The 24,023-nt window shown below is 60.2% G+C and carries 23 protein-coding genes and 4 pseudogenes; 10 read left to right on the top strand and 17 right to left on the bottom strand.

Annotation, left to right across the window (positions count from 1 at the left end; all coding sequences use genetic code 11):
- Nucleotides 1-179: 179 nt before the first annotated feature.
- The 5 genes from rpoD to H3L94_RS06425 form a co-directional block, all read right to left on the bottom strand.
- The gene (rpoD, locus tag H3L94_RS06445) at nucleotides 180-2,126 is read right to left on the bottom strand and encodes an RNA polymerase sigma factor RpoD (protein WP_182121345.1); all 1,947 of its coding nucleotides are present in this window, start codon (nucleotides 2,124-2,126) and stop codon (nucleotides 180-182) included.
- A gap of 83 nt (nucleotides 2,127-2,209) precedes the next feature.
- A complete protein-coding gene (gene dnaG / locus H3L94_RS06440) occupies nucleotides 2,210-3,991 on the bottom strand; it encodes a DNA primase (RefSeq protein WP_182121344.1) in 1,782 nt (593 codons plus the stop codon).
- A 69-nt stretch (nucleotides 3,992-4,060) separates the two neighbouring features.
- Nucleotides 4,061-4,333: an oxidative damage protection protein gene (locus tag H3L94_RS06435; RefSeq protein WP_009117857.1), complete on the bottom strand. Its 273-nt coding sequence runs from the start codon at nucleotides 4,331-4,333 to the stop codon at nucleotides 4,061-4,063.
- A 21-nt stretch (nucleotides 4,334-4,354) separates the two neighbouring features.
- Nucleotides 4,355-5,167 carry a 4-hydroxy-tetrahydrodipicolinate reductase gene (gene dapB / locus H3L94_RS06430; protein WP_182121343.1) on the bottom strand — a complete coding sequence of 271 codons (813 nt, stop codon included), beginning with the start codon at nucleotides 5,165-5,167 and terminating at the stop codon, nucleotides 4,355-4,357.
- A gap of 89 nt (nucleotides 5,168-5,256) precedes the next feature.
- A complete protein-coding gene (locus H3L94_RS06425) occupies nucleotides 5,257-5,646 on the bottom strand; it encodes an outer membrane protein assembly factor BamE (RefSeq protein ID WP_182121342.1) in 390 nt (129 codons plus the stop codon).
- Between the two features lie 183 nt (nucleotides 5,647-5,829).
- Between H3L94_RS06425 and fur the strand changes: the two genes are divergently transcribed.
- The 4 genes from fur to dapD all read left to right on the top strand — a co-directional run bounded on the left by fur (nucleotide 5,830) and on the right by dapD (nucleotide 8,254).
- Nucleotides 5,830-6,261, top strand: a complete 432-nt coding sequence (gene fur, locus H3L94_RS06420) for a ferric iron uptake transcriptional regulator (protein WP_009117860.1) — start codon at nucleotides 5,830-5,832, stop codon at nucleotides 6,259-6,261.
- 132 nt (nucleotides 6,262-6,393) lie between these two features.
- Nucleotides 6,394-6,645: an enterochelin ABC transporter gene (locus H3L94_RS06415; protein ID WP_182121341.1), complete on the top strand. Its 252-nt coding sequence runs from the start codon at nucleotides 6,394-6,396 to the stop codon at nucleotides 6,643-6,645.
- A 3-nt stretch (nucleotides 6,646-6,648) separates the two neighbouring features.
- On the top strand, nucleotides 6,649-7,392 hold the full coding sequence (aat, locus tag H3L94_RS06410) for a leucyl/phenylalanyl-tRNA--protein transferase (protein ID WP_182121340.1): 744 nt from the start codon (nucleotides 6,649-6,651) through the stop codon (nucleotides 7,390-7,392).
- Between the two features lie 40 nt (nucleotides 7,393-7,432).
- Nucleotides 7,433-8,254 (top strand): 2,3,4,5-tetrahydropyridine-2,6-dicarboxylate N-succinyltransferase, encoded by an 822-nt coding sequence (gene dapD, locus H3L94_RS06405; protein WP_182121339.1) that lies wholly within the window; start codon nucleotides 7,433-7,435, stop codon nucleotides 8,252-8,254.
- 96 nt (nucleotides 8,255-8,350) lie between these two features.
- Here dapD and H3L94_RS12865 read toward each other — a convergent pair.
- The 3 genes and pseudogenes from H3L94_RS12865 to H3L94_RS06395 form a co-directional block, all read right to left on the bottom strand.
- Nucleotides 8,351-8,546: pseudogene (locus tag H3L94_RS12865) on the bottom strand (ATP-dependent exonuclease).
- 50 nt (nucleotides 8,547-8,596) lie between these two features.
- A complete protein-coding gene (gene rlmB / locus H3L94_RS06400; protein ID WP_182121338.1) occupies nucleotides 8,597-9,349 on the bottom strand; it encodes a 23S rRNA (guanosine(2251)-2'-O)-methyltransferase RlmB in 753 nt (250 codons plus the stop codon).
- Nucleotides 9,350-9,415: 66 nt separating this feature from the next.
- Entirely contained in the window at nucleotides 9,416-11,653 is a 2,238-nt protein-coding gene (locus H3L94_RS06395; RefSeq protein WP_182121337.1) for a DNA internalization-related competence protein ComEC/Rec2, read from the bottom strand.
- 178 nt (nucleotides 11,654-11,831) lie between these two features.
- On the opposite strand from H3L94_RS06395, the gene H3L94_RS06390 reads away from it, so the two are divergent.
- Nucleotides 11,832-12,604 (top strand): IS5 family transposase gene (locus tag H3L94_RS06390; protein ID WP_182121336.1). Its coding sequence is split into 2 segments (ribosomal slippage): nucleotides 11,832-12,186 and nucleotides 12,186-12,604, totalling 774 coding nucleotides; the frame shifts between segments, so codons are not numbered across the junction.
- A gap of 48 nt (nucleotides 12,605-12,652) precedes the next feature.
- Here H3L94_RS06390 and H3L94_RS06385 read toward each other — a convergent pair.
- Nucleotides 12,653-13,990 carry an NCS2 family permease gene (locus H3L94_RS06385; RefSeq protein WP_182121335.1) on the bottom strand — a complete coding sequence of 446 codons (1,338 nt, stop codon included), beginning with the start codon at nucleotides 13,988-13,990 and terminating at the stop codon, nucleotides 12,653-12,655.
- A 134-nt stretch (nucleotides 13,991-14,124) separates the two neighbouring features.
- Here H3L94_RS06385 and H3L94_RS12465 point away from each other — a divergent pair.
- Nucleotides 14,125-14,312, top strand: a pseudogene (locus tag H3L94_RS12465) (ATP-dependent exonuclease).
- 40 nt (nucleotides 14,313-14,352) lie between these two features.
- Here H3L94_RS12465 and ppk1 read toward each other — a convergent pair.
- Together ppk1 and H3L94_RS06375 are read right to left on the bottom strand one after the other, a co-directional pair.
- Nucleotides 14,353-16,416 (bottom strand): polyphosphate kinase 1, encoded by a 2,064-nt coding sequence (gene ppk1, locus H3L94_RS06380; protein WP_182121334.1) that lies wholly within the window; start codon nucleotides 16,414-16,416, stop codon nucleotides 14,353-14,355.
- A gap of 161 nt (nucleotides 16,417-16,577) precedes the next feature.
- Entirely contained in the window at nucleotides 16,578-17,186 is a 609-nt protein-coding gene (locus H3L94_RS06375; protein ID WP_182121333.1) for a LysE family translocator, read from the bottom strand.
- A gap of 100 nt (nucleotides 17,187-17,286) precedes the next feature.
- Between H3L94_RS06375 and H3L94_RS06370 the strand changes: the two genes are divergently transcribed.
- Nucleotides 17,287-18,138 (top strand): LysR family transcriptional regulator, encoded by an 852-nt coding sequence (locus tag H3L94_RS06370; protein ID WP_182121332.1) that lies wholly within the window; start codon nucleotides 17,287-17,289, stop codon nucleotides 18,136-18,138.
- Nucleotides 18,139-18,181: 43 nt separating this feature from the next.
- A pseudogene (locus H3L94_RS12460) lies at nucleotides 18,182-18,363 on the top strand (two-component sensor histidine kinase); the annotation flags it as partial.
- Between the two features lie 79 nt (nucleotides 18,364-18,442).
- Here the strand turns inward: H3L94_RS12460 and rho are convergent.
- The 6 genes and pseudogenes from rho to H3L94_RS06345 form a co-directional block, all read right to left on the bottom strand.
- Complete coding sequence (gene rho, locus H3L94_RS06365; RefSeq protein ID WP_182121331.1) at nucleotides 18,443-19,702, bottom strand: transcription termination factor Rho; 1,260 nt, start codon at nucleotides 19,700-19,702, stop codon at nucleotides 18,443-18,445.
- Between the two features lie 228 nt (nucleotides 19,703-19,930).
- On the bottom strand, nucleotides 19,931-20,257 hold the full coding sequence (gene trxA, locus H3L94_RS06360; protein WP_040660570.1) for a thioredoxin TrxA: 327 nt from the start codon (nucleotides 20,255-20,257) through the stop codon (nucleotides 19,931-19,933).
- A gap of 142 nt (nucleotides 20,258-20,399) precedes the next feature.
- Nucleotides 20,400-20,603: a DUF2788 domain-containing protein gene (locus tag H3L94_RS06355; RefSeq protein WP_009117873.1), complete on the bottom strand. Its 204-nt coding sequence runs from the start codon at nucleotides 20,601-20,603 to the stop codon at nucleotides 20,400-20,402.
- Nucleotides 20,604-20,710: 107 nt separating this feature from the next.
- Nucleotides 20,711-20,901 (bottom strand): annotated as a pseudogene (locus H3L94_RS12455) (ATP-dependent exonuclease); the annotation flags it as partial.
- A gap of 111 nt (nucleotides 20,902-21,012) precedes the next feature.
- Complete coding sequence (locus H3L94_RS06350) at nucleotides 21,013-22,221, bottom strand: MFS transporter (RefSeq protein WP_182121330.1); 1,209 nt, start codon at nucleotides 22,219-22,221, stop codon at nucleotides 21,013-21,015.
- Between the two features lie 11 nt (nucleotides 22,222-22,232).
- Entirely contained in the window at nucleotides 22,233-22,829 is a 597-nt protein-coding gene (locus H3L94_RS06345) for a phosphatase PAP2 family protein (protein ID WP_182121329.1), read from the bottom strand.
- 90 nt (nucleotides 22,830-22,919) lie between these two features.
- Here H3L94_RS06345 and gloB point away from each other — a divergent pair, with 90 nt between their 5' ends.
- Together gloB and H3L94_RS12860 are read left to right on the top strand one after the other, a co-directional pair.
- The gene (gene gloB / locus H3L94_RS06340) at nucleotides 22,920-23,666 is read left to right on the top strand and encodes a hydroxyacylglutathione hydrolase (RefSeq protein WP_182123122.1); all 747 of its coding nucleotides are present in this window, start codon (nucleotides 22,920-22,922) and stop codon (nucleotides 23,664-23,666) included.
- A 206-nt stretch (nucleotides 23,667-23,872) separates the two neighbouring features.
- On the top strand, nucleotides 23,873-24,019 hold the full coding sequence (locus tag H3L94_RS12860; protein ID WP_009117879.1) for a hypothetical protein: 147 nt from the start codon (nucleotides 23,873-23,875) through the stop codon (nucleotides 24,017-24,019).
- The last annotated feature ends 4 nt before the right edge of the window (nucleotides 24,020-24,023 follow it).

The raw sequence follows: 24,023 nt of genomic DNA, 5'->3' as shown, positions 1-24,023 counted from the left end.
GGCTGAGAACGGGCATTGCGGCTCCGTGCGTTGTGCCCGAAGGGCACTGTTTGCACAAGGATTGGAGACGTTTACCCCGTTGCGCCGCTATGCCTTGAACAGTATCCGCAGCGGGGTGGCAAAGGCCTCAGCCTGGGTTTTAAGGGACTGGGGATTGCTCAGACAGGCAGAGAAGGGGGTTACGGTTTTTGTTCTTCGCTGTCGAGGAAGCTCTTCAGGCGGTCGCTGCGGGAGGGATGACGCAGTTTGCGCAGGGCTTTGGCTTCGATCTGGCGGATGCGTTCGCGGGTAACGTCGAACTGTTTGCCCACTTCTTCCAGAGTGTGGTCGGTGTTCATGTCGATACCGAAGCGCATGCGCAGCACTTTGGCTTCGCGTGGCGTGAGGCTTTCCAGGATGTCCCGGGTGACGTCGCGCAGGCTGGAATACATGGCGGCGTCGGCCGGTGCCACATTGTTGACGTCTTCGATGAAGTCGCCCAAATGGCTGTCGTCGTCGTCGCCGATAGGGGTTTCCATGGAAATCGGTTCTTTGGCGATTTTCATGATTTTGCGGATTTTGTCTTCCGGCATTTCCATCAGTTCGGCCAGTTTGGCGGCATCCGGATCTTCGCCGGTTTCCTGCAGGTATTGGCGCGAGATGCGGTTCATTTTGTTGATGGTTTCGATCATGTGCACCGGAATGCGGATGGTGCGCGCTTGGTCGGCAATCGAGCGGGTGATGGCTTGGCGGATCCACCAGGTGGCGTAAGTAGAGAATTTATAGCCGCGGCGGTATTCGAATTTGTCCACCGCCTTCATCAGGCCGATGTTGCCCTCCTGAATCAAATCGAGGAATTGCAGGCCGCGGTTGGTGTATTTTTTGGCGATGGAAATCACCAAACGCAGGTTGGCCTGAATCATTTCCTGTTTGGCAGCGGCGGTTTCTTTTTCGCTCACCACCATGTTTTTGCTGATTTCTTTCAGTTCTTCAATCGAAATTTGCGCCTGTTTTTCCAAGTCGGCCAATTCGGTTTGTTTTTCGATGATGGCGTATTGGAAACGGGCCAGCGCTTCGCTCCACACGCGCTTTTTGGCGATTTCTTCTTCCACCCACGCCAAATTGGTGGGCTGGGGCAGGAAGCTGGTGATGAAATAATCGCGGTCCATGTGTACGCGGTCGAGACAGATGTCGCGGATTTCGCGTTCCAGACGGCGGATGTTGTCCACCCGTTTGCGCAGGCTGCTGCTTAAGGATTCAATCTGGCGGGTGGCGAAACGGACGTTTTGCAGTTGGTCGGCAATTTCGCTGCGCAGGGCCAGATAGTTGGCATGGCGGCTGTCGTGCTTCTTCAGCACGGCCACCATTTTTTTGTAAGAGCCGGCGATGCCTTCAAAATGGTTGAGCACTTTTTGCTTGAGTTCTTCCAGATTGGCGGCGCTAATGGCGCTGCTGTCGCTTTCCTCTTCGTCGTCGTCACCGTCTTCATCGCTGTCTTCGTCGAGATCGGCCGATTCGCTGCTGTCTTCTTTGGCGGCCACGCCGATACCCAGTTCGTCGAGCAATTCTTCGTGCGGGTCGATGATGTCTTCCACCACTTCATCTACGCGCACTTCGTCTTTGCGGATTTTTTCCACCAGTTCGAGAATTTCGGCCACTGAGCCGGGGCAGGCGGAAATGGCCTGAATCATATTGCGCAGGGCGGTTTCGATTTTTTTGGCGATGACGATTTCGTCTTCGCGTGTCAGCAGATCCACCTGGCCCATTTCGCGCATATACATACGCACGGGGTCGGTGGTGCGGCCGAATTCGGAATCGGCCTGCGACAGCGCGGCCTCGGCTTCCGCCACCGCGTCATCGTCGGTCATGTTGGCGGTGTTGTCGCCCATCAGCAGGCTTTCGGCGTCTGGCGCTTCTTCGGTTACCTGGATGCCGAGGCCGGAGATCATATTGATGATGTTGTCGATCTGTTCGGCATCGGCCGACATTTCGTCGGGCAGGGCGTCGTTGATTTCGGCGTAGGTGATGTAGCCGCGCTCTTTGCCAAGCAGAATCAGCTGCCGCAAACGCGCCCGCTGTTCTTCGGGCGTCAGCGGGCGGTTACCGTCTTGTTCGTCTTCGGAGACGTGGTTGTTCAGTTCGGACATAAGGCTCTCGTGTTTCTCTTGAAAAGGGTTGGGGAACGGCGCGAGGCCGTTTACCGGCAGGGCTACCTGAAAGCGGTTTGGTTTCAGGTAGCGCCTGCTTGGGGGGGATGCCTCAACAGACCCAGCAGCAGTTTTTTTTCGTCTTCGCTCAAGCCTTGCGTGCTGTGTTTGCGCTTTAACGCTTCGATTTGCCGGTGTCGCAGTGAGTGCATCAGTTTTTCCATCCCCAAGCGGAAATGGTGCAGTTCGCGGTCGCTGCCGTGGTCGAACTGGGCGCTGTCGCCGCCGGCCTGCACCACTTTGTGCAGGCTGTCCGCATAGGGGCTGCGCCGTATGGCTTCCATGATTTGGGCGCTCGAAGGCGTGTGTTTGCTGTGCCTGATATAAGCGGCCATGGCAGCCAGGCAGGAAAGGTCTTCGCCCAAATCCAGGTGGTCGGGCAGGTCGATATATGCAGCCCATTGCGGATTTATCAATAGGCTGCGAATCTGTTTTTGCGCCAGCGTGAGCATTTCCGGCTGGCGGAAGGTTTGCCGCGGCAGAGTGTAGCGCTGTTGGGCCACATGCCGCTTGGGGGCTTCCTGGCCCATCAGGTGGGCGAGGTTGGCGGGGTCGATGCCCACCATGCCGCTCAATTCCTGCTTGAGCAGAAAAGCCAATGCCGGAGCGGTGATTTGGTTCAGCAGCGGCGCGGCGCGTTTGACCAGCTCGGCCTTGCCTTCTTGGGTGTGCAAATCGAGCGGTTCGGTGAGCGCTTCCCAAAAATAGGCCGATAAGGGCTTGCTCTGGTTGAGCAGGGCGTCTTCGAAACGCTGTTTGCCGAATTCGCGCACATAGCTGTCGGGGTCGTGCGTTTCCGGCAGAAACAGGAAATGCAGCGATTTGCCGTCTTTCAGTTGCGGCAGGGCGTTTTCCAGGGCGCGCCAAGCGGCTTGGCGGCCGGCGCGGTCGCCGTCGAAGCAGAAATAAATGCTGTCGGTTTGGCGCATCAGAATTTTGATGTGCTCGGCGGTGGTGGCGGTGCCCAAGGCGGCGACGCAGTAGCCGATGCCGAATTGGGCCAGCGCCACCACGTCCATATAGCCTTCCACCACCAAAATCCGCCCGGCGTCTTTGATGGCGGCGCGCGCTTCGTAGAGGCCGTAGAGGTTTTTGCCTTTGTCGAACAAAGGCGTGTCGGGCGAATTGAGGTATTTGGGTTTGCTGTCGTCCAACACGCGGCCGCCGAAGCCGATGACCTGCCCGCCGGTATTGCGGATGGGGAACATGATGCGGTGGCGGAAACGGTCGTAATGTTTGCCGTCTTTTTCCAGCACCATGCCGCTTTCCACCAGTTCGACGGACGGATAGGGCTGAATCTGACGCGCCAGCGGCTGCCAACCTTCGGGCGCGTAGCCCAAGCCGTAGTGGGCGATGATCTCGTCGGAGAGGCCGCGGCCTTTCAGGTAGCCTTGGGCGGCGCTGCTGTCGGCCAGTTCGCGGGCATAAAAGCCGGCTGCTTGGGCGGTAACGTCTTCCAGCGTCTGCTGCTTTTTTTTGCGCTGCGCCCGCACTTCTGGGCGCTCCTGATGTTTGCTGCGCGGCACTGCCAAGCCGACGCGGTCGGCCAGATACTGCACGGCTTCGGTAAACGACAAGCCCTGGTATTCCATCACAAAGCCGATGGCCGAGCCGTGGGCGCCGCAGCCGAAGCAGTGGTAAAACTGTTTGCTCGGACTGACTGAAAACGACGGCGACTTTTCTTTGTGAAAAGGGCAGCAGGCCATGTAGTTGGCGCCGCCTTTTTTCAGCGGCACCTGTTCGTCGATGATGTCGACAATATCTATTTTGGCCAACAGTTCGTCGATGAATTCGCTGGGTATCATAATCGGGCGGAAGATAAGCAGGCAGGCTACCTGAACGGTTTCAGGTAGCCTGATTCGGGCAAAACGGCTTTATTCGCTGGGCGGCACGTATCCCTGAACGGCGTCGGCGCCTTCGCCGAAGAAGTAGTTTTCCATCTGCTGGGCCAGGTATTGGCGCGCGCGCGGATCGGCCAGGCTGAGGCGGTTTTCGTTGATCAGCATGGTTTGGTGGCGCGTCCAAGCGTCCCACGCTTCTTGCGATACGTTGTCGAAAATGCGTTTGCCCAACTCGTTGGGCAGCGGGGCGAATTTCATGCCGGGGGCTTCTTTGCCCAGCTTGATGCAGTGAACCATGCGGGTCATGAGGTTTCCTTTTCGAATGAATCAGGGCTTGAGGCCGAGTACGTCCTGCATGTCGAACAGGCCGCGGGGGTGGTGTTGCAGCCAGACGGCGGCGCGGACGGCGCCGGCGGCGAAGGTCATGCGGCTGGAGGCTTTGTGGGTGATTTCCACCCGTTCGCCGTCGGCGGCGAACAGGGCGGTATGGTCGCCGACGATGTCGCCGCCGCGCACGGTGGCGAAACCGATGGTGCGCTCGTCGCGCGCGCCGGTTTGGCCTTCGCGGCCGTACACGGCGCAGTCTTTCAAGTCGCGGCCGAGGGCGTGGGCGATCACCTCGCCCATGCGCAGGGCGGTGCCGCTGGGGGCGTCGATTTTGTGGCGGTGGTGGGCTTCGATGATTTCGATGTCGTAGCCTTCGTTCAAAACGCGGGCCACGGTGTCGAGCAGGTGGAAGGTGAGGTTGACGCCGACGCTGTAATTGGCGGCGAACACGATGGCAGTCTGCTCGGCGGCGCGGGCGATGGCGGCTTTGCCGGCCTCGTCGAAGCCGGTGGTGCCGATGATCATTTTCACCCCTCGTTCGGCGCAGCGGGCAATCAGGCCGGCGGAAACGTCGGGGCGGGTGAAGTCGATCAACACATCGCTGGCGGCCAAAACGGCGTCGGTGTCGCTGCTGATCACGATGCCGGTGTTCAGGCCGACGGCGTGGCCGGCATCTTGACCGAGGGCGGGCGAACAGCTGTGCTCGAGGGCGCCGCTGAGACGGGTGTGCGGATGGCGGCAGACCGCCTCCACCAGCATTTTACCCATGCGGCCGTTGGCGCCGGCCACGGCGATGTTTAAGGGTTGGGTCATGGTGTTTTACGGAAGTGTGTGCGCTGGCTCAGGCTACCTGAAAGCGGCATCGGGCGGATGCCGCAACCGCGTAGGGATGCCGGAGCGCTTTATTGGGCGGCTTCGCCGGCGGGGGCGTTTTGCTCTGCGGCCTGCTGGCGGATGTGTTCCAGCACATCGCCTTCGGCACGCGCCAAGCCGCCGTTTTCGTCGAAATACAGGGTCAGGTTTTTACGGTCGCGCACCACGCCGTTGCGGCTGATGTTGAAGGTGTAGTCCCAGCGGTTGGCATGCAGGGGATCGCGCAGCAGCGGGGTGCCGAGCAGGTGCTGTACTTGTTCTTTGCTCAAGCCGGGGCGGAGCATGGAAACGGCCTGCGCATCCAGTTCGTTGCCTTGGATGATGGTCAGTTTGTAGGAAGGGAAATGGGAAATGCGTTCAGAGCCGCAAGCGGCCAAGCCCAGGCAGGCAGCCAACATCAGGCAGACGGATTTATTCACGGAATCACCTTTCGGTCAGTCGGACAAGGCGCACCGGCAAGCAAGGCCGGGTGCCGCAGGCAAACGCCGCCGTTGAAATTTGCTATGGCGTCCGCAGACGGTGCGGCCATAGTGGGCAAGCGCGCGGAAAGTGCGTATTATAGCGGCTATTCGCCAACTGTGAACCGAGATTGATTAAGGCTTATGGAAAATAACAATATCGCCCAATTGAAAGACAGCGGCCTGAAGGTCACCGGCCCGCGTTTGAAAATCCTCGATCTGTTTGAAACTTATCCCGAAGAGCATTTGAGCGCGGAAGACGTTTACCGCTTGCTGCTGGAAGAAAAAATCGAAATCGGCGTGGCCACGATTTACCGCGTGCTGACGCAGTTTGAGCAGGCCGGCATTTTGCTGCGCCACCATTTCGAAACCGGCAAGGCGGTGTACGAGCTGAATACCGGCGGCCACCACGACCACATTGTCTGCATCAAGTGCGGCAAGGTGACCGAATTCCACAACGAAACCATCGAGAAGCTGCAGGATCAGATTGCGCAGGAAAACGGCTACCGCATCGTGGACCATGCCTTATATATGTATGGCGTGTGTACCGATTGCCAGAAAAAAGAAAAGCGTTGAGTTGGCCGCTTGGCAGACAGCCCTTGTGAAACAGGGCTGTCTGCCGTTTTATCGCACGGTAAAGCCGGGTTGTTCCAGCTATGCCGCGCGCGGTTTTCAGGTGTCAAGAATGGCAGGCGAGCGGAGTTGTTGATGGCAGATTTGGTCTATGTCTTATTTGTGATTGGTGGTGTCGCCGTTCAGGTTTTCCACCTTTATACTTTTTTCTCCGAAGCAGGGCATCTCAACCGTTGGCCGGGTTGGCAAGTCATTTTATGCCTAGTGTTCACCGGTACCTTGTTTATCTATTTTGTGAGTCCGTCGGCCCGGCTCAAAGGGGTGTTACAGCTGGCGCTGATACTGGCCTGCTTCGCCCTTGTTTTTGTCCGATCCCGCCTGGTCTGAGCAATGGACGTGCCTGTTTTGTTGCCGGGAGATTTCAATTATTTGGATCCCGAATTGGCCGTGCAGATGAGTGACGGTTTGGTGGGGATCAGCGGCGATTTGCAAGCCGAGCGTTTATTGGCCGCCTATCGGCAGGGCATTTTCCCGTGGTTTGCCGAGCAGGGTTATTTTTTCTGGTTTGCGGTGGCGCCGCGCACGGTTTTGCTGCCGCCGCATCTGCACATCGGCCGTTCGCTGGCGAAAACCCTGCGCCACAAAGCCTATCGGGTAACGGTGAATCACGATTTCGAGGCGGTCATCGCCGCCTGTGCCGCCGTGCCGCGCCCCGGCCAAGACGGCACTTGGATTACGCCCGAGTTTCAGGCCGCTTATACCGCGCTGCATCATCTCGGCCACGCCCATTCGTTTGAATGCTGGTATCCCGACCGGCAGGGCAGCTGGCAGTTGGCCGGCGGTTTTTACGGCGTGCAGATCGGGCGGTTGTTTTACGGCGAATCGATGTTTGCTGCGGCGGCCGATGCTTCCAAAATCGCCTTTGCTTGCGCGGTGCCGTTTCTGGCCGGTTGCGGCATTGAATTGATCGACTGCCAGCAGGACACCCGCCATTTGGCGCGCTTCGGCTCGGAGCCCATGGATTTTTCTGCTTTCCAAGCCGCTTTGCGGCGCCTGAATGCTTTGCCTTTGGAAACGGCTATTTTGCCCGGCACGGTGCGGGAAAACCCCTGTGCAGCCGGGCAGGCTACCTGAAAGTCATTTTTTATTGATCCATCTGTTGAAGGAAAACCGTATGTCATTACAAAACATTATTGAAACCGCTTTCGAGCAGCGTGCCGACATCACGCCGAAAACCGTCACTGCTGAAGTGAAAGAGGCGGTAGAGGAAACCCTGCGCCGGCTGGATTCCGGCGCCTTGCGGGTGGCCGAGCGTTTGGGCGTCGGTCAATGGCAGGTAAACGAATGGGCGAAAAAAGCGGTGTTGTTGTCGTTCCGCATTGCCGACAACGAAGTGCAGGACGACGGCGTGAACCGCTATTTCGACAAAGTGCCGACCAAGTTTGCCGCTTGGGACGAGGCGCAGTTTCAGGCGGCCGGTTTCCGCGCGGTGCCGGGTGCGGTGGCGCGCCGCGGCAGCTTTGTCGGCAAAAACGTGGTGCTGATGCCTTCTTATGTGAACATCGGCGCTTATGTGGACGAAGGCACCATGGTGGACACTTGGGCCACGGTGGGTTCTTGCGCACAAATCGGCAAAAATGTGCACTTGAGCGGCGGCGTGGGCATCGGCGGGGTGTTGGAGCCCTTGCAGGCCAGCCCGACCATTATTGAAGACAACTGCTTTATCGGTGCGCGTTCCGAGATTGTGGAAGGCGTGATTGTGGAAGAAGGCAGCGTGATTTCGATGGGCGTGTACATCGGCCAATCCACCAAAATTTACGACCGCGAAACCGGCGAAATCCATTACGGCCGCGTGCCCGCCGGCTCGGTGGTGGTGTCCGGCAGCCTGCCGGCCAAGGACGGCAGCCACAGCCTGTATTGCGCGGTGATCGTGAAAAAAGTGGACGCGCAAACCCGCGCCAAAACCAGCGTGAATGAATTGCTGCGCGGGGTTTAAGGCCAAGGCAGATTCGCTAAAAGGTCTCAGGGCTACCTGAAAGCCTGATCATTCAAAACAACCGGATATCCCGTTCAAATAGGATATCCGGTTGTTTTATCCACGTCGTATAGACGGAGACCTTTGCAAGCCCTCCAGATGTGGATGCAGTTCAAGGCGTAGCAGCGCAGCGAACGTGAACGCCAGGAATCCCTGTGGGACAGACATATCATGAAGATGGCAAGCGAGCGAGCCGTACCCATAGGGCATAAACGCACAACGCAGAAATGCGCCGCAGATGGGGGTTCTGCAAAGATCTCAGACGGTAAAACCCGTATCCGGCTTTTAGGTAGCCTCAAGCGCTTATTGCTGTTCCTGGCGCAGGGTGCGTTGGCGGCGGCTTTCGCTCAAGACCATGCCGGCGCTCACGGAAACGTTCAGGCTTTCCACCATGCCCAGCATCGGAATCGACACCAAGGCATCGCAGTGTTCGCGGGTGAGGCGGCGCATGCCTTCGCCTTCGCTGCCCATCACCCAGGCCACGCTGTCGGGCACGCTGTAGTGGTAGAGGTCGGCTTCGCCGCCCATGTCGGTGCCGACAATCCAGATGCCGTATTCTTTCAGTTCGCGCAGGGTGCGGGCCAGATTGGTGACGGTGATGTAGGGCACGGTTTCGGCGGCGCCGCAGGCCACTTTGCTAACTGTGGCGTTGAGGCCGGCGCTTTTGTCTTTCGGCGCAATCACCGCGTGCACGCCCATGGCATCGGCCACGCGCAGGCAGGCGCCGAGATTGTGCGGGTCGGTGATGCCGTCGAGCACGAGCAGAAAGGGCGGCTCGTTCAGGTTTTCCAGCACGTCTTCCAGGTGCACATGGTGGCGGGAAGCGTCGATGAAACCGACTACGCCTTGGTGGCGGGCGTTTTTGCACAGGCTGTTGAGCCGTGCCGCATCGGCAAAATGCACGCGCACGCCTTCGGCGGCGGCTTTTTCCAAAACGTCGCGGGTGCGGGCGTCTTGGCGGCCTTCTTGAATGTAAAGCTCGGTCAGGCTTTTGGGGTTTTGCCACAAACGGGCGTTGACGGCGTGAAAACCGTAGATCAGTCGTTGGTTGGCCATGCTGGGCTCGGGGAAACGTCAAAGAGACGCATTATACGCGATACGCGGCACGGTGCAGGTTTCGGGCTACCTGAAAAGCGGGGTTTCGGCCAGCGGTTTGCGCTGCCAAAAGCGTCGCGGCAGCAGGCTTGGCTGCAAACGGCCGTTGCCGAGCAGGAAGTCGATGCGGCCGCTGCGGGCGCTGGTGTGGAGGCGGATGCTGCGCGCGCTCAGGCTGTGGCGCACTTCGGCGGCGGGATGGCGGTAGGGATTGGCAAAGCCGTTGGTGGCCACCGCTGTGTGCGGCGCCACGGCTTCCAAAAATTCGACGGCAGTGGAAGAGCGGCTGCCATGGTGGCCGAGCAGCAGGATTTGGCTGTGCAGGCCGCTGCCGTAGCGGCGCACCAATTCGCGCTCGCCGGCTTTGCCCAAATCGCCGGTAATCAGCACGGCTTCGCCGTTGGCCACTACGCGCAACACGCAGCTTTGTTCGTTGTCGGCCAGCTGTGCTTGCGGCGGCGGGGTAAGGAATTCAAACCAGACGCCGTCCCAAGTCCAGTTGAGGCCGCCGCGGCAATGGTGTGCCGCTTGGCCGGGATAAGCAGCCGGCTGGCCGGCATACAGCCGGGCGGGCGGAAAGGCTACCTGAACGGCCGCCAAGCCGCCGTCGTGGTCGGCATCGTGATGCGACGCCACCAGCACATCGGGCGGCGGCAGGCCTTGTGCCCACAGGGCGGGCAGCAGCTGTAACTTGGCGGCGTTCTCCGTGCCGGTGTCGAACAGCAGCCAATGGTTTCGGGTTCGGATTTGCACGGCCAAACCCTGGCTGACATCGTGAATGCGTATCGCAGCCGTGCCGTCATCCGGTGCAGGCGTACGGTAACAGCAGGACAGCAGCAACACGGCTGCCGCCCACGGCCGCAAACCCAAGCCGCGCGGCAGCAGGAGCACGGCCAAGGCCGCCAGCACCGCCAGCCAAAAAGCGGGCGGCAGATGGGGCAGGCTGCCCACCGGCATCTGAGTGCCCGCCCACACAACGGCCTCGAGCGTGTATTCCCCCAAGGCCGCCGCCAAGCGGAGCAGACCATCGCCGGGCAGCAGCACCGCCAACAAGGCCAAGGGCACCAACAGCCAGGAAAACCACGGAATCAGCAGCAGATTGGCCAAGGGCGCCGCCAGCGGCACCACGCCGAAAGCCTGGCTGGCCGCCCAAAAACCGAAAACAGTAACCGCAGCCTGCCCGCGCCAGAGTGCACGCCATTTGCCGTGGCGCAGACGCTTGTCGGCGGCCCAAATCAATACCGCCACCATGCCGAAAGACAGCCAAAACCCCACGCCCAGAGCCGACAGCGGCTGCCACAGCAACACCGCGCTGAGGGCGAACCACCAGCTTTGCCAAGGCGAAGCGCCGCTGCGCCGCCACCAATGCCACACAAATACCGACAACATCAAGAGGCTGCGTTGAACCGGCACGCCGAAACCGGCCAAAGCGCCGTACGCCACGGCGGCGGCCAAACCCGCGGCCAATACCCAGCGCCTCGGCTCGGCCAAGGGCAGCGGCCACAGCAGCAAGCGTGCCAACAGGCCGGCCGCCAAAGCCGTCATGCCCACATGCAGGCCGGAAATGCTCACCAAATGGTTGATGCCCAAATGGCGGAACGCCTGCCAATGTTCGTCTTCCAAACCGCCGTAGCCGCCGGTGCCCAAAGCCCGCATCAGCGCCGCACCTTGCGGATACGCGGCCGCCACGCCCTGCCAGCGCTGCTGCGCCCGATAACGCCATTGCTGCCAACGGGTGTGCCAGCCGCGGTTCGGCATCAGTTCGGTGCGTTCCACACCTGCCGAGGCCAAGCCGTGCAGGCCGCGTGACAGCGCCCATGCTTCGCGGTCGAAGCCGTTGTCGTTGCGTTCGCCGATGGTGGGGCGGACGCGCGCTTCTATCCGCCAGCGGCTGCCGGGCAGCCATTCGCGTTTGAGGCGGTCGCTCAGCAACAGGCGGTAGCGTCGGTCGTCTGCCGTTTCGGCAAGGGCTTCGAAACGTACTGCGTAAGGCGTTTCTTCCGCCACCGAGGCTACCTGAAACACTATTTCCACCCGTTGGGCTTCCGGCTCGGCCGGCCATTGCGCCGACACGGCGGCTTCAATCCGCCACACGCCGTAGAGCAGGCCGGCCAGCAGCCACCAGGCGGCGCGGAAACGGCGCAGGCCGCCCGCAGTAAATAACAGCAGGCAGGTAGCTGAGAGCAGGACAGTCAAATGCGCCGCCGGCAATAAAAATGCCGCCAGCACGCCGACCGCCCAAAAACGCCATCCGCTGCCTGCCATGTTCTGCCCGCTGTTGGAGAGTGATTGCTCGGCGGCAGTGTAAGGGAAACATGGGATGAGGGGCAAGGCATTGAAGCGGCATCGGAAGTTGGAAGCGGCGATGCAGGCTTTTCAGGTAGCCTCAAAACAAAACCACCGGCTCTAGGCCGAATCGACATTCATCTGGTATCTTTGGCGGATGACCAAGACCAAGCATCCGCGGCCCCGCCGCTACGAATTAACCCAAACCCAATGGGAGCGGATCGAAGATCTGCTCCCAGGCAAGGCCGGTGACCCCGGGCGTACGGCAGCGGACAACCGCAGCTTCGTCAATGGCGTGCTGTGGGTGTTGCGCTCCGGGGCGCGCTGGAGCGATCTGCCCACGCGCTACGGAGCCTACAAGAGCGTGCACAAGCGCTTCACCCGCTGGGCGGCCAAGGGTATCTGGGAGCTGGTGTTCCAGTCCCTGATTCAGGATCGAAGCAACGAGTATCTGATGATCGACAGCAGCATTGTCCGGGCGCACGCACAGGCGGCGACCGGAAAAGGGGGGCGGCACACCCGGCTCTGGGGCGTTGCCGAGGAGGTCTGAGCACGAAGATCCACATGGCGACAGATGGCCAGGGCCGACCGGTGCGATTCATCCTCACTGGCGGCCAGCGTAACGACATCACGCAAGCCCCAGCGCTGCTGGCCGGGTTCAAGCCCAAGTACGTCTTGGCCGACAAAGGCTATGACAGCCGGCAACTGGTGGCGCTGATCCACTCGCTCGGCGCCCAGGCGGTGATCCCGCCTCGCAGCTGCCAGCAGCCGCGTGCCTACGACAAAGCACGCTACCGGCTACGCAATCGCATCGAGCGTTGCTTTGCCAGGCTCAAGCAGTTCCGCCGCATCGCCACTCGTTTTGACCGCAAGCCCTCTCACTTCCTGGCTTTCCTCTATCTCGCATCAATTACCTTGTGGGTGGGTTGAATGTCGATTCGGCCTAGAGCCGGTGGCATTGGTGTCAAGAAGAGGAACTTACACGCCCAAAAACCAGAATTTGGCGGCCCAAGCCACGGCCACAATCCACACCATTACCGGCACTTCTTTGGCGCGGCCGCACAAGAGCTTGATCAGCGCATAGCTGATGAAGCCCATGGCGATGCCGTCGGCAATCGAGTAGGTGAAAGGCATAAAGGCGATGGTGAGGAAGGCCGGTGCGGCTTCGGTCATGTCTTCCCAGTCGATTTCCAGGGTGCTGCGCAACATATGGATGCCGATGTAGAGCAGGGCCGGCGCGGTGGCGAAGGCGGGTACGGCCTGCGCCAGCGGCGAGAACCACAAGCAGGCCAGCATCAGCACGCCCACGGTGATGGCGGTGAGGCCGGTGCGGCCGCCGGCAGCCACGCCGGAAGCGCTTTCCACATAAGGGGTAATCGAGGATGTGCCCAAGCTGGCGCCGGCGATGATGGCGGTGGAGTCGGCAAACAGGGCGCGTTTCAGGCGCGGCAGTTTGCCGTCCACCAACAGGCCGGCGCGGTGCGACACGCCCACCAGGGTGCCGGTGCTGTCAAACAGATCCACCAGGAAAAACACGAAAATCACCGCAATCATGCTGCCGTTAAACAGCTGATTGAAATCCATCTGCATAAAGGTGGGCGCCACGCTGGGAATCGGCGCCACAATGCCTTTGAATTCGGTCAGCCCCATGCCGGCGGCAATCGCGGTCACCGCCAGAATGCTGATGATGATGGCGCCGCGGACGCGGAAATAATCCAGCACCACAATCAGGAAAAAGCCGAGCAGGGCCAGCAACACCGGCCAGTTGGGCAGTTTCACGCCTTCGTTCAGCACATACAGATCGCCCATTTTCACCAAGGTGGCGTCGCTGGCCACCACCAGGCCGGCGTTTTTCAGCGCAATCAGGGCCAAAAACAGGCCGATGCCGGCGGCAATCGCCATTTTCAAGCTCATGGGCAGGGCGTTGACCAGCATTTCGCGGATTTTGAAGAAGCTGAACACGAAAATGATCACCCCCGACACAAACACCGCCGCCAGCGCCACCTGCCAGGGCACACCCATGCCTTTGACCACGGCAAAGGTGAAATAAGCGTTCAGGCCCATGCCCGGCGCCAGCGCCACCGGATAATTGGCCAGCGCGCCCATGATGAAGCAGCCGATGGCGGCCGAAATACAGGTGGCCACAAACACCGCGCCGAAATCCATGCCGGTAATCGACAGAATGCCGGGGTTGACGATGACGATGTAGCACATGGTGAGGAAGGTGGTGACGCCGGCCATGATTTCGGTGCGCACCGTGGTGTTGTGCTCGGAGAGCTTGAAATGGCGGTCAAGCCAGGAAGTGTGTGTGCTCATGAATATTCCCAATTGAATCAAAATGTAGCGAAGCGCCGGCTGCCGGCGTGTGAGCGGGTTTGGCGGCGGGCGGCCAAAAGAGCGGCATTATAAACTTTCGGGCGGCAAAGTGCAGCGGAAACAGGCTGAGACCGTTGCAACACCCCCATCTGCGGCGCATTTCTGCGTTGTGCGTTTATGCCCTATGGGTACTGCTCGCTCGCTTAGCCTTGTAGATGATATGTCTTTCCCACAGGGATTTCTGACGTTCACGCTCGCTGCGCTGCCACGCCTTGCACTGCATCCACATCTGGGCGTCTTGCAAAGGTCTCAGGCTACCTGAAAGCCGTTTGTGGCTTTCAGGTAGCCTGTGTGCCATGGTGTCAGCCGCCGTGTTCGCGCAACAACACTTCCTGCAGGTCAATCTGCTGCTCGGCCTGTTCCGGCAATTCGGCGCGCACATAGCTGCCGTCGGGCTGCATCAGCCAGGCTTTGCGGTTGTCTTGCAGCGCCAAGGTCAGCCCTTCGCGGATGACGCGGGCTTTGAGCTTGGGCGGTTCGATGGGGGTGCAGGTTTCGATGCGGCGGAAGAAGTTGCGGCCCATCCAGTCGGCGCTGGAGATGAAGGTGTCTTCGGCGCCGTTGTCGTAGAAATAGAAGATGCGCGAGTGTTCCAACAGGCGGCCGATGATGGAGCGCACGCGGATGTTTTCCGACAGGCCGGGCACGCCGGGGCGCAGGGTGCACATGCCGCGCACGATCAAATCAATCTGTACGCCGGCGGCGCTGGCTTCGTAGAGGGCGCGGATGATGCCCGGCTCGATGAGCGAATTCATTTTCGCCATGATGCGGGCGGGTCTGCCGGCTTTGGCGTGTTCGGCTTCGCGGGCAATGCGCTCGAGCAGCATTTGGTTGAGGGTGAAGGGGCTGTGGTAGAGCTTGTTTAAGCGGCTGGGCTGGCCGAGGCCGGTGATTTCCATAAACAGGGTGTTCACATCGGCGGTGATGGCTTCGTCGGCGGTTAAGAGGCCGAAGTCGGTATAGATGCGGGAGGTGCCTTGGTGGTAGTTGCCGGTGCCGAGGTGGGCGTAGCGCTTGAGGCGGCCGTTTTCTTCGCGGCGGATCACCAAAGCCATTTTGGCGTGCACTTTGTAGCCGAACACGCCGTACACCACGTGGGCACCCACGCTTTCGAGCTTGTTGGCCCATTTCACATTGTTTTCTTCATCGAAGCGCGCCATCAATTCCACTACCACGGTAACCTGTTTGCCGGCGGCGGCGGCGTTCATCAGTGCCCGGGCCAGTTCGGAATCGGTGCCGGTGCGGTAAATCGTCATCTTGATGGCCACTACGTCGGGATCGACGGCAGCCTCCTGGATAAAGCGTACGGTGGGGCTGAAGGATTGGTAGGGGTGGTGCAGCAGCACATCTTGCTCGCGCAGCACGTCGGTGATGCGGCGTTCTTTACGCAGCACTTTGGGAATGCTGGGTCGGAAGGGGCGGAACTTCAAATCGTCGCGGTTCACCATATCGGGCACCGCCATCAGGCGCACCAGATTCACCGGGCCGGTTACCTGATACAGCTCGTGGCGGCTGAGATTGCATTGCTGCAGCAGGAAGTCGATCACGTTGTCGGGGCAGTTGTCGGCCACTTCCAGCCGCACCTCGTCGCCAAACTGGCGGCCGCGCAATTCGCCCTGAATCGCCGTGCGCAGATTGGTGAGGTCGTCTTCGTCCACCGTCAGCTCGCTGTTGCGGGTGAGGCGGAATTGGTAGCAGCCTTTTACCGTCATGCCGATAAACAGTTTGTGCACATAGGCATGCAGAATGGACGACAGCAGCACGAAGCCGTGGTGGCCTTCGCATAGCTCTGCGGGCAGCTTGAGAATGCGCGGCAGAATGCGCGGCGCCTGCACAATCGCCATATCGGAAGCGCGGCCGAAGGCGTCTTTGCCTTCCAGCTCCACCGCGAAATTGAGCGATTTGTTCAGCAGACGCGGGAAGGGGTGGGAAGGGTCGATACCGATGGGGGTGAGGATGGGCAAGAGCTCGCGGTGGAAATAGTCTTCGATCCATTCGCGCTGCTCGGGCGTCCAGCTGCGGCGCGGGTAGAAATAAATGCCTTCTTCGCGCAGGGCGGGAATCAGGGTTTGGTTGAACAGCGCGTATTGCTCTTGAATCAGGGTGCGCGCTTCGCGGCTGACGGCGGCAATGGTTTCGGCCGGCGTGGAGCCGTTGTCCAAGGGGGTGTCGGGGTTGAGCTGCTCGGCTTTTTTCAGCCAAGCCATGCGGACTTCGAAAAATTCGTCTAGGTTGGAGGAGACGATGCACAAAAAGCGCAGCCGCTCCAGCAACGGAATGCTGCTGTCTTGCGCTTGGGCCAGCACGCGGCGGTTGAAGGCGAGCAGGCTGAGCTCGCGGCAAAGAATGGTATCGGTTTCCTGCATGGTGTCACCTGTATTTTTGGCGTGCGATCGGGCGGGCAAACGGAGCAAGGAAGGCAGTTTGCACCGGCGCTTATTCTAGCATTTCCCCGGCAGGCTTTCGACCGCTGCGGCACGGCAGGAAAGGCTACCTGAAATGCTTTCAGGTAGTCTGTAGGGTGGGTTTAATCCGAACAGGCCAGCAACACCCCCAAGCCGGCCAGCAGGCAGCCGATGACGCGGTTTACCGCCACCTGCCGCGCCAGCAGCGCTTGGCGCAAATGGGGCGCAGAAAGGGCGGCGGCGACAAAGGCAAACCAGATCCCATGCGCGGCCGACATCCAGGCGCCGTAGCCGATCTGCTGCCACAGCGGCGTGTGCGGGCTGACAATTTGGCTGAAGGTGCTGAGCACAAACAGCGTGGTTTTCGGATTCAGCGCATTGGTGGCCAAGCCGGTGCGGAAAGCGGCCGCCGCGCCCAAAGTAGCGGCCGTGCCATCGGCCTGTGCGGTCACCGGCCGGTGGCGGAAGGTTTGGATGCCCATATAAATCAGATACAGCGCGCCCAATATTTTGGCGGCGAAAAACGCGGCGGGCCAACGCTGCAGCAGCAGGCCGACGCCGAGCAGGGTGTAGGCCACATGAATCCACACCCCGCAGGCAATGCCCGCCGCCGTGAGCAGGCCGGCGCGGCGGCCGTAAAGATAGCTGTTGCGGCTGACCATGGCAAAGTCGCCGCCGGGGCTGATGACGGCTAAAACGGTGATGGCGGCAACGGCGAGTAATTCTTGCATATCGGTTCCTTTTCTTCCGTAATTGGATTTTTGTACAATCCATTCTGCTCTTATCAGGCAGAGAAAAAAACCGATTTAATTTCTGAGAAAGTGTGAGATTTTGGAATATATCAAACGCCTGCCGCTGCAGGCATTGAAGTATTTTTATTATATCGGCAGCTGCGGCAGCCTGCAGGCGGCGGCCGACACCCTGTGCCTGACCCACGGCGCACTCAGCAAGCAGCTCAAACTGCTGGAGCAGGCAGTGGGCGTGCCCTTACTAATCAAACAGGGGCGGCAGCTGGTGCTGACCGAGGCGGGCAGCCGCTTATGGGCCGCTTGCCGCAGCGCGTTTGCCGGCTTGAACGAAACGGTGGCCGCCTTGGCCGCACCGCACCGGCTGGTGTTGTCTTGCGAACCCACGATTGCAATGAAATGGCTGATTCCGCGCCTGCCGCGTTTTCAGCTGGCCTGTCCGGAAACGGAGTTGGTGATTTATGCGGCCGGCGGGGCGGTGGATTTTGCCCGTGGGCAGGTGGATGCGGCTTTGCGGCGCAACGATTTTGCCTGGCCACCGGACTTGCCGGCCGAATACATTGCCGCCGAGCGCACCGGCCTGTTGTGGCGGCAGCCGGGCGCAACGGTTTATCTGACCAGCCGCAGCCGGCCGCAGGCCTATGCCGATTGGCTGCGTGCCGCCGCGCTGCAAGCGCCACCGCAGTTTGAGCATAGTCGGGCATTCGAACATTTTTATCTGTGCATCCAAGCGGCTTGTGCCGGCGTGGGGGCGACGGTGGCTTCATCGTGGATGGTGGAGGAGGAATTGGCGGCGGACTTGCTACAGGCGCCCTATGGTTTTGTGCCCGACGGTTCGGCGTATTACCTGCTGTCGGCCAAAGGTTTTGCCGAAGGCAGCCCGCAGGCGCGGCTGCTGGCTTGGCTGCGTTCGGAAATGGCGGAACAGGAGGCATAAAAGGCAACAGGCTACCTGAAGGGTTTCAGCTAGCCTGAGACCTTTGCAAACCCCCCATCTGCGGCGCATTTCTGCGTTGTGCGTTTATGCCCTATGGGTACTGCTCGCTCGCTTGCCTATCTAGATGATATGTCTGTCCCACAGGGATTCCTGACGTTCACACTCGCTGCGCTGCTACGCCTTGAACTGCATCCACATCTGAGGGTTTTGCAAAGGTCTCAGCCTGAGGATGCTGGTTTGACTGCGTTTTCGCATAACAGGCTACCTGAAAAGGTTTCAGGTAGCCTGTTTGGCCGGGCGGGATTTATTTGCCGCGCATCAGTTCGAAAAAGTCGTTGTTGTCTTTCGAAGCCTTGAGTTTGCCGACCAAAAATTCGGTGGCTTCGATGTCGTCCATCGGGTGCAGGAATTTGCGCAGCAGCCACATGCGCTGGAGTTGGTCGTTGGGCACCAGCAATTCTTCGCGTCGGGTGCCGGATTTGTTGATGTTGATGGCGGGGAACACGCGCTTCTCGGCCAGGCGGCGCTCCAGGTGCAGCTCCATATTGCCGGTGCCTTTGAATTCTTCGAAGATCACGTCATCCATGCGGCTGCCGGTGTCCACCAGGGCGGTGGCGATGATGGTGAGCGAGCCGCCTTCTTCCACGTTGCGGGCGGCGCCGAAGAAGCGTTTGGGGCGGTGCAGGGCGTTGGCGTCCACGCCGCCGGTGAGGATTTTGCCGGAGGCGGGCACCACGGTGTTGTAGGCGCGGGCCAGGCGGGTGATGGAGTCGAGCAGGATGACCACGTCTTTTTTGTGCTCCACCATGCGCTTGGCTTTTTCAATCACCATTTCGGCTACCTGAACGTGGCGGGCGGCCGGTTCGTCGAAGGTGGAGGCCACCACTTCGCCGCGCACGCTGCGGGTCATTTCGGTGACTTCTTCGGGGCGCTCGTCGATGAGCAGCACGATCAGTTCGGCTTCGGGGTAGTTGGCGGTGATGGCGTGGGCGATGTTTTGCAGCATCACGGTTTTGCCCGATTTGGGCGGGGCCACCAGGAGGGCGCGCTGGCCTTTGCCGATGGGGGAAACCAGGTCGATGGCGCGGCTGGTGAGGTTTTCTTCGGCCTTGATGTCGCGCTCGAGTTTGAATTGCTGGGTGGGAAACAGCGGGGTGAGGTTTTCAAACAGGATTTTGTGTTTGCAGACTTCGGGGTGGTCGCCGTTGATGCTGTCGAGGCGGACGAGGGCGAAGTAGCGCTCGTCGTTTTTCGGCACGCGCACGGTGCCTTCGATGGTGTCGCCGGTATGCAGGTTGAAACGGCGGATTTGGTTGGGGGAAACGTAGATGTCGTCGGGGCTGGCGAGGTAGGAGGTATCGGTGCTGCGCAGGAAGCCGAAGCCGTCGGGCAGGATTTCGAGGGTGCCGGAGCAGTTGAAGCTTTGTCCCTGCTTCATCAGGTGGCGGACGATGGCGAAAACGAGGTCTTGTTTGCGCAGGCGGTTGGCATTTTCGATGCCGTGCTCTTCGGCGATTTCCAGCAGTTTGGAAATATGCTGGTTTTGTAGTTCGGAAACGTGCATAGAGAAACAGATGTGGTGTTGGAGAATGAATGAGGGTGTCGTGGTTTGACGGGGGAGGCGGGAATGGTGTTTGAATCGGCCGAATGGCGGAGGAAGTCATTCCGGAGCAGAACGCTGCTTTGAACGGTTCGGGGCAGCAAAGGCGCGGCATTCTAGCGGCGGCCGGTACGCCTGTCAAGAATCTGGGCAAAGAGAAGCCGCTGCCGGAAACGGCAGCGGCGGATGGCTTTACAGAGAGGCGTTGAGGAAGTCGGCCAGCTGGCTTTTCGACAGGGCGCCCACTTTGGTGGCCACGCGTTGGCCGTCTTTGAACACCATCAGGGTGGGGATGCCGCGCACGCCGAATTGGGCGGGGGTTTGCTCGTTGTCGTCAATGTTCATTTTGACTACTTTCAGCTTGCCTTGGTATTCGGCGGCAATGTCGTCCAAGATGGGGGCGATCATTTTGCAGGGGCCGCACCAAGGGGCCCAGAAGTCGAGCAATACGGGTTCGGCGGCTTGCAGCACGTCTTTTTCGAAATCGGCGTCGGTGGTGTGGAGGACTAAATCGCTCATCGGTTTTCCTTTCGATAGGGTGTGGGTGGAGATGTCGGCAAAGATAAGGGGCCGGGGGCAAAATATCAAGCCGGCGGCAGGCAGATAGTTTTCGGCAATCGGCCGCATTGGCCGGACAGGCTACCTGAAAGCGTACGGGCGTTTATTTGCCCATCACAAAGCCGATCAGAAATTCTTTGAACAGAAAACCCATCACGCCCAAGCCGAGCACCAAAAAGAGGATGAAGGTGCCGAACTTGCCGGCTTTGGATTTTTTGCCCAGATCCCAAACGATAAAGCCGAGAAAAACCACCAATACGGTCAGGCAGATTTTCAGGGACCAAGCGGCGAATTCTGCTTCAGTCATGCCGTGTTACTCCTTAGAAAACGGAAAGGACAGGCCGTTGGGCGCTGTCCGGCAGGCCGCATTATAGCGTGTTTCCGCCTGCCCCGCGTTTTCAGGTAGCCTGAAACAGGCTGAGACCTTTGCAAAACCTCCAGATGTGGATGCAGTTCAAGGCGTAGCAGCGCAGCGAGCGTGAACGCCAGGAATCCCTGTGGGACAGACATATCATATAGATAGGCAAGCGAGCGAGCAGTACCCATAGGGCATAAACGCACAACGCAGAAATGCGCCGCAGATGGGGGTTTTGTAAAGGTCTCAGGCAGCTGTTTCAAGCGGAAACGGTTGGGGCGCCTGGATGAAGAACTTGTTCCGTCGTGTTTCCTGCCATTCGGAAGAGAAAACCGCACCCTCAAAGTTTGGGGCGGTCCGCCTAATGTCCGGCAGGCTGTTTGCTCAGCACCACGGGGCGGGCGGCGTACCAGCCGCAGACGGCGGCCAGCAGCAGTGCTGCCGACAGCAAGCCGTAAACGGCATCCCAGCTGCCGCTGCGCTCAAACAGCCAGCCGGCGCCCAAAGGGCCGGCCGCCGCCACCAAATAGCCGGTGCACTGCGCCATGCCGGAAAGCCGGGCGGCATCGGCGGTGTGGGCGGTGCGCAGGCCGATGAACATCAGACTCATCAAAAACATGCCCGAAATGCCCACCGTGGTCACGGCAATGCTCCAGCCGGCCCAAGCGGCGGGCAGCAGCCACAGGCCCAGCAGGCCGGCAATCACCAAAGCCACCATGCCCAAGGCAGGAAAGCGGTGGGCATCGGTCTTACCCAACAGCCAACCCAGCAGCAGGAAAGTGGGGAAGCCCACCCATTGCGATAAAGACGCCACCCAGCCCGCCTGCAAAGCGTCCATGCCCTTGGCGGCCAGCATACTGGGCAGCCAGGCGGCGAAAGTGTAAAACACCAAAGACTGCAAACCCATAAACAGGCTGACCTGCCAGGCCAGCGGGGTGCGCCAGATGCGCACGCTAGAGGCGTTATGTTCGAGCTTGGGCGGCAGATCGCGGCCGATGCGCCGCGCCAGCGGCGGCCACAGCAGCAGGGCGCCCAAGGCCGGCAGCAGCCAAATGCCGAGCGATACCTGCCAGCCCCATGCGTCGGCCAGCGGCACCGCCGCTACCGTGGCCAAGCCGCCGCTGATGCTCATGGTGGCGGTGTAAAGCCCGGTCATCAGGCCGGTGCGCAGCGCGAAATAGCGGCGGATCAGCACCGGCAGCAGCACATTGGCCACCGCAATGCCGGCCGACAAAACCAAGGTGCCGGCCAGCAGAACCGCGCCGGCAGGCCATGCCGAACGCAGCAAGAGGCCGGCAAAGATGCAGGCGGACACCGCGGCCAGAGTGGTGCATAAACCGAACCGGCGCGATAAGGGGGCGGCGGCCAGCGACAAGACACCGAAGGCCAACACCGGCACCGCACCGATCAGGCCCAAGGCGGTGGCGCTGATGTTCAGCTGCGTGCCGATGACGTCCACCACCGGGCCGAAGGCCACCAAGGGCGCCCGCATCACCGCCGCCAACAATAAGACGGCGGCGGCCAAGGCGAGCAGGCAGCGCGGGTGTTGCAGGGCGCGGGGCAGGGTCATGATGGTTTTCCTTATGCGGCCAGCAGCCAAAGATAGAGCCGGTGCGCCAGCCAGCCCAAGGCGGCGCCGGCCGGCAGATCGATCAGATAATGCTGCTTGGTAAACAGGCAGGACAGGGCAATCAGCAGCGGAAAGGCAAACGCCGCCGGACCCAGAGACGGGGCAGCGTGCAGGGCGGTGAGCATGGCCACGGAAACGTGCATGCTGGGGAAGCAGTTGCTGGATTGGTCGAATTTCTGCACAAACAGCAGGAATTTTTCCGAAGCCGTTTTGCCGGTGTTGATGCTGCGCCAATGCGCCGGCGTGGACACCGGCAGAAGCCAGAAAAACAGCATTTGCATAAACAGCAGCATCAGAAAGCTGAACGCCAGCAGGGTAAATTGCCGCGCATCCGATACCAACCAGTTGAGATACAGAATGGCCGGATAATACAGAAAGCTGTAAATCCAAGACCACCACGGCACAAAGGGAATGCGCTCGTCCCAAGCAGAGTGGAATTGCCGGGCCGCCCGCACGGGGTGGCGTTGGGTAAAGAAGTAAAATTGGTAGGCGCCCACAATCAAAATGCCGCTGAGCACCAGATTCACCATATAATCGATGGCCGTCATGTTGCGTAATGGTTATGTTTTGTAAAAGCCGCGCAATCTATCAGCCGTGCGAATCCCTGTCAAACTGTCGAATCGAGAACCGCCATGCCCTTGCAGATTGTCCCCATTCCCGCCTTTGAAGATAACTACATCTGGCTGTTGGCCTCCGGCAGCCAAGCCGTGTGCGTGGATCCGGGCGAAGCCGCTCCGGTGGCGGGCTACCTGAAACGCCACGGTCTCACGCTGACACAGATTTGGGTCACCCACCACCACCGCGACCACACCGGCGGCATCGAAGCCTTGCTGCGCGATGCGCCCGGTTGCGCCGTTTACGGCAACCGCGACATCCGGGCGGCCACCCATACCGTAGGAGAAGGCAGCCGCTTGGCGGCATTCGGCTGCAGGGTGAAGGTGTGGCAGCTGCCCGGCCACACCGATGCCCATCTGGCCTATCTGCTGGACGACGGCGGCCGGCGGCATGTTTTCTGCGGCGACACCCTGTTCAGCGCCGGTTGCGGCCGCGTGTTCACCGGCACGCCAGAACAGTTGTTTCACAGCCTGCAACGGCTCAACAGCCTGCCGGACGACACGCTGTTTTACCCGGCGCACGAATACACCGCGGCCAATCTGCGCTTCGCCGCCCATATCGAGCCCGCTAACCCCGATGTTCTCGAAGCCCAAGCCGGGCTGGCCGTGCCCAGCCTGCCGGTGAGTCTGGCGCATGAGCGGCGCATCAACCCTTTTCTGCGTACCCATCTGCCTCAAGTGGCGCAGCGCACAGCGGCTTTGAGCGGACAAGCGCCGACAGACGAATGTGCCGTTTTTACCGCCATGCGCGAATTGAAAAACGGGTTTTAAATACTCATGGCAAACTGAACAACAGGCTACCTGAAGGGTTTCAGGTAGCCTGTTTACTTGTGGGAAAGGCAGATACCGAGGTGGGGTTCAGTATGGTTTGGACGAATCTTTTGTGTTCAATCTACACGGTGGGCGCGTATGAAAACAGGTTTTAAACGCCGGAAGGTTACCTGAGCGGCAACCGGATAGATTGGAGGCTGAGACCTTTGCAAAACCCCCATCTGCGGCGCATTTCTGCGTTGTGTGCTGCTCGCTCGCTTGCCTATCTGTATGATATGTCTTCGCTCGCTGCGCTGCTACGCCTTGAACTGCATCCACATCTGGAGGTTTTGCAAAGGTCTCAGGCTACCTGAAAGC

Source organism: Neisseria shayeganii (assembly GCF_014054965.1).
In the GTDB taxonomy this organism is placed as follows: Bacteria; Pseudomonadota; Gammaproteobacteria; order Burkholderiales; family Neisseriaceae; genus Eikenella; species Eikenella shayeganii.
The sequence above is the reverse complement of the archived record's forward strand: the minus strand, read 5'-3'. Positions and strand labels throughout refer to the sequence as shown.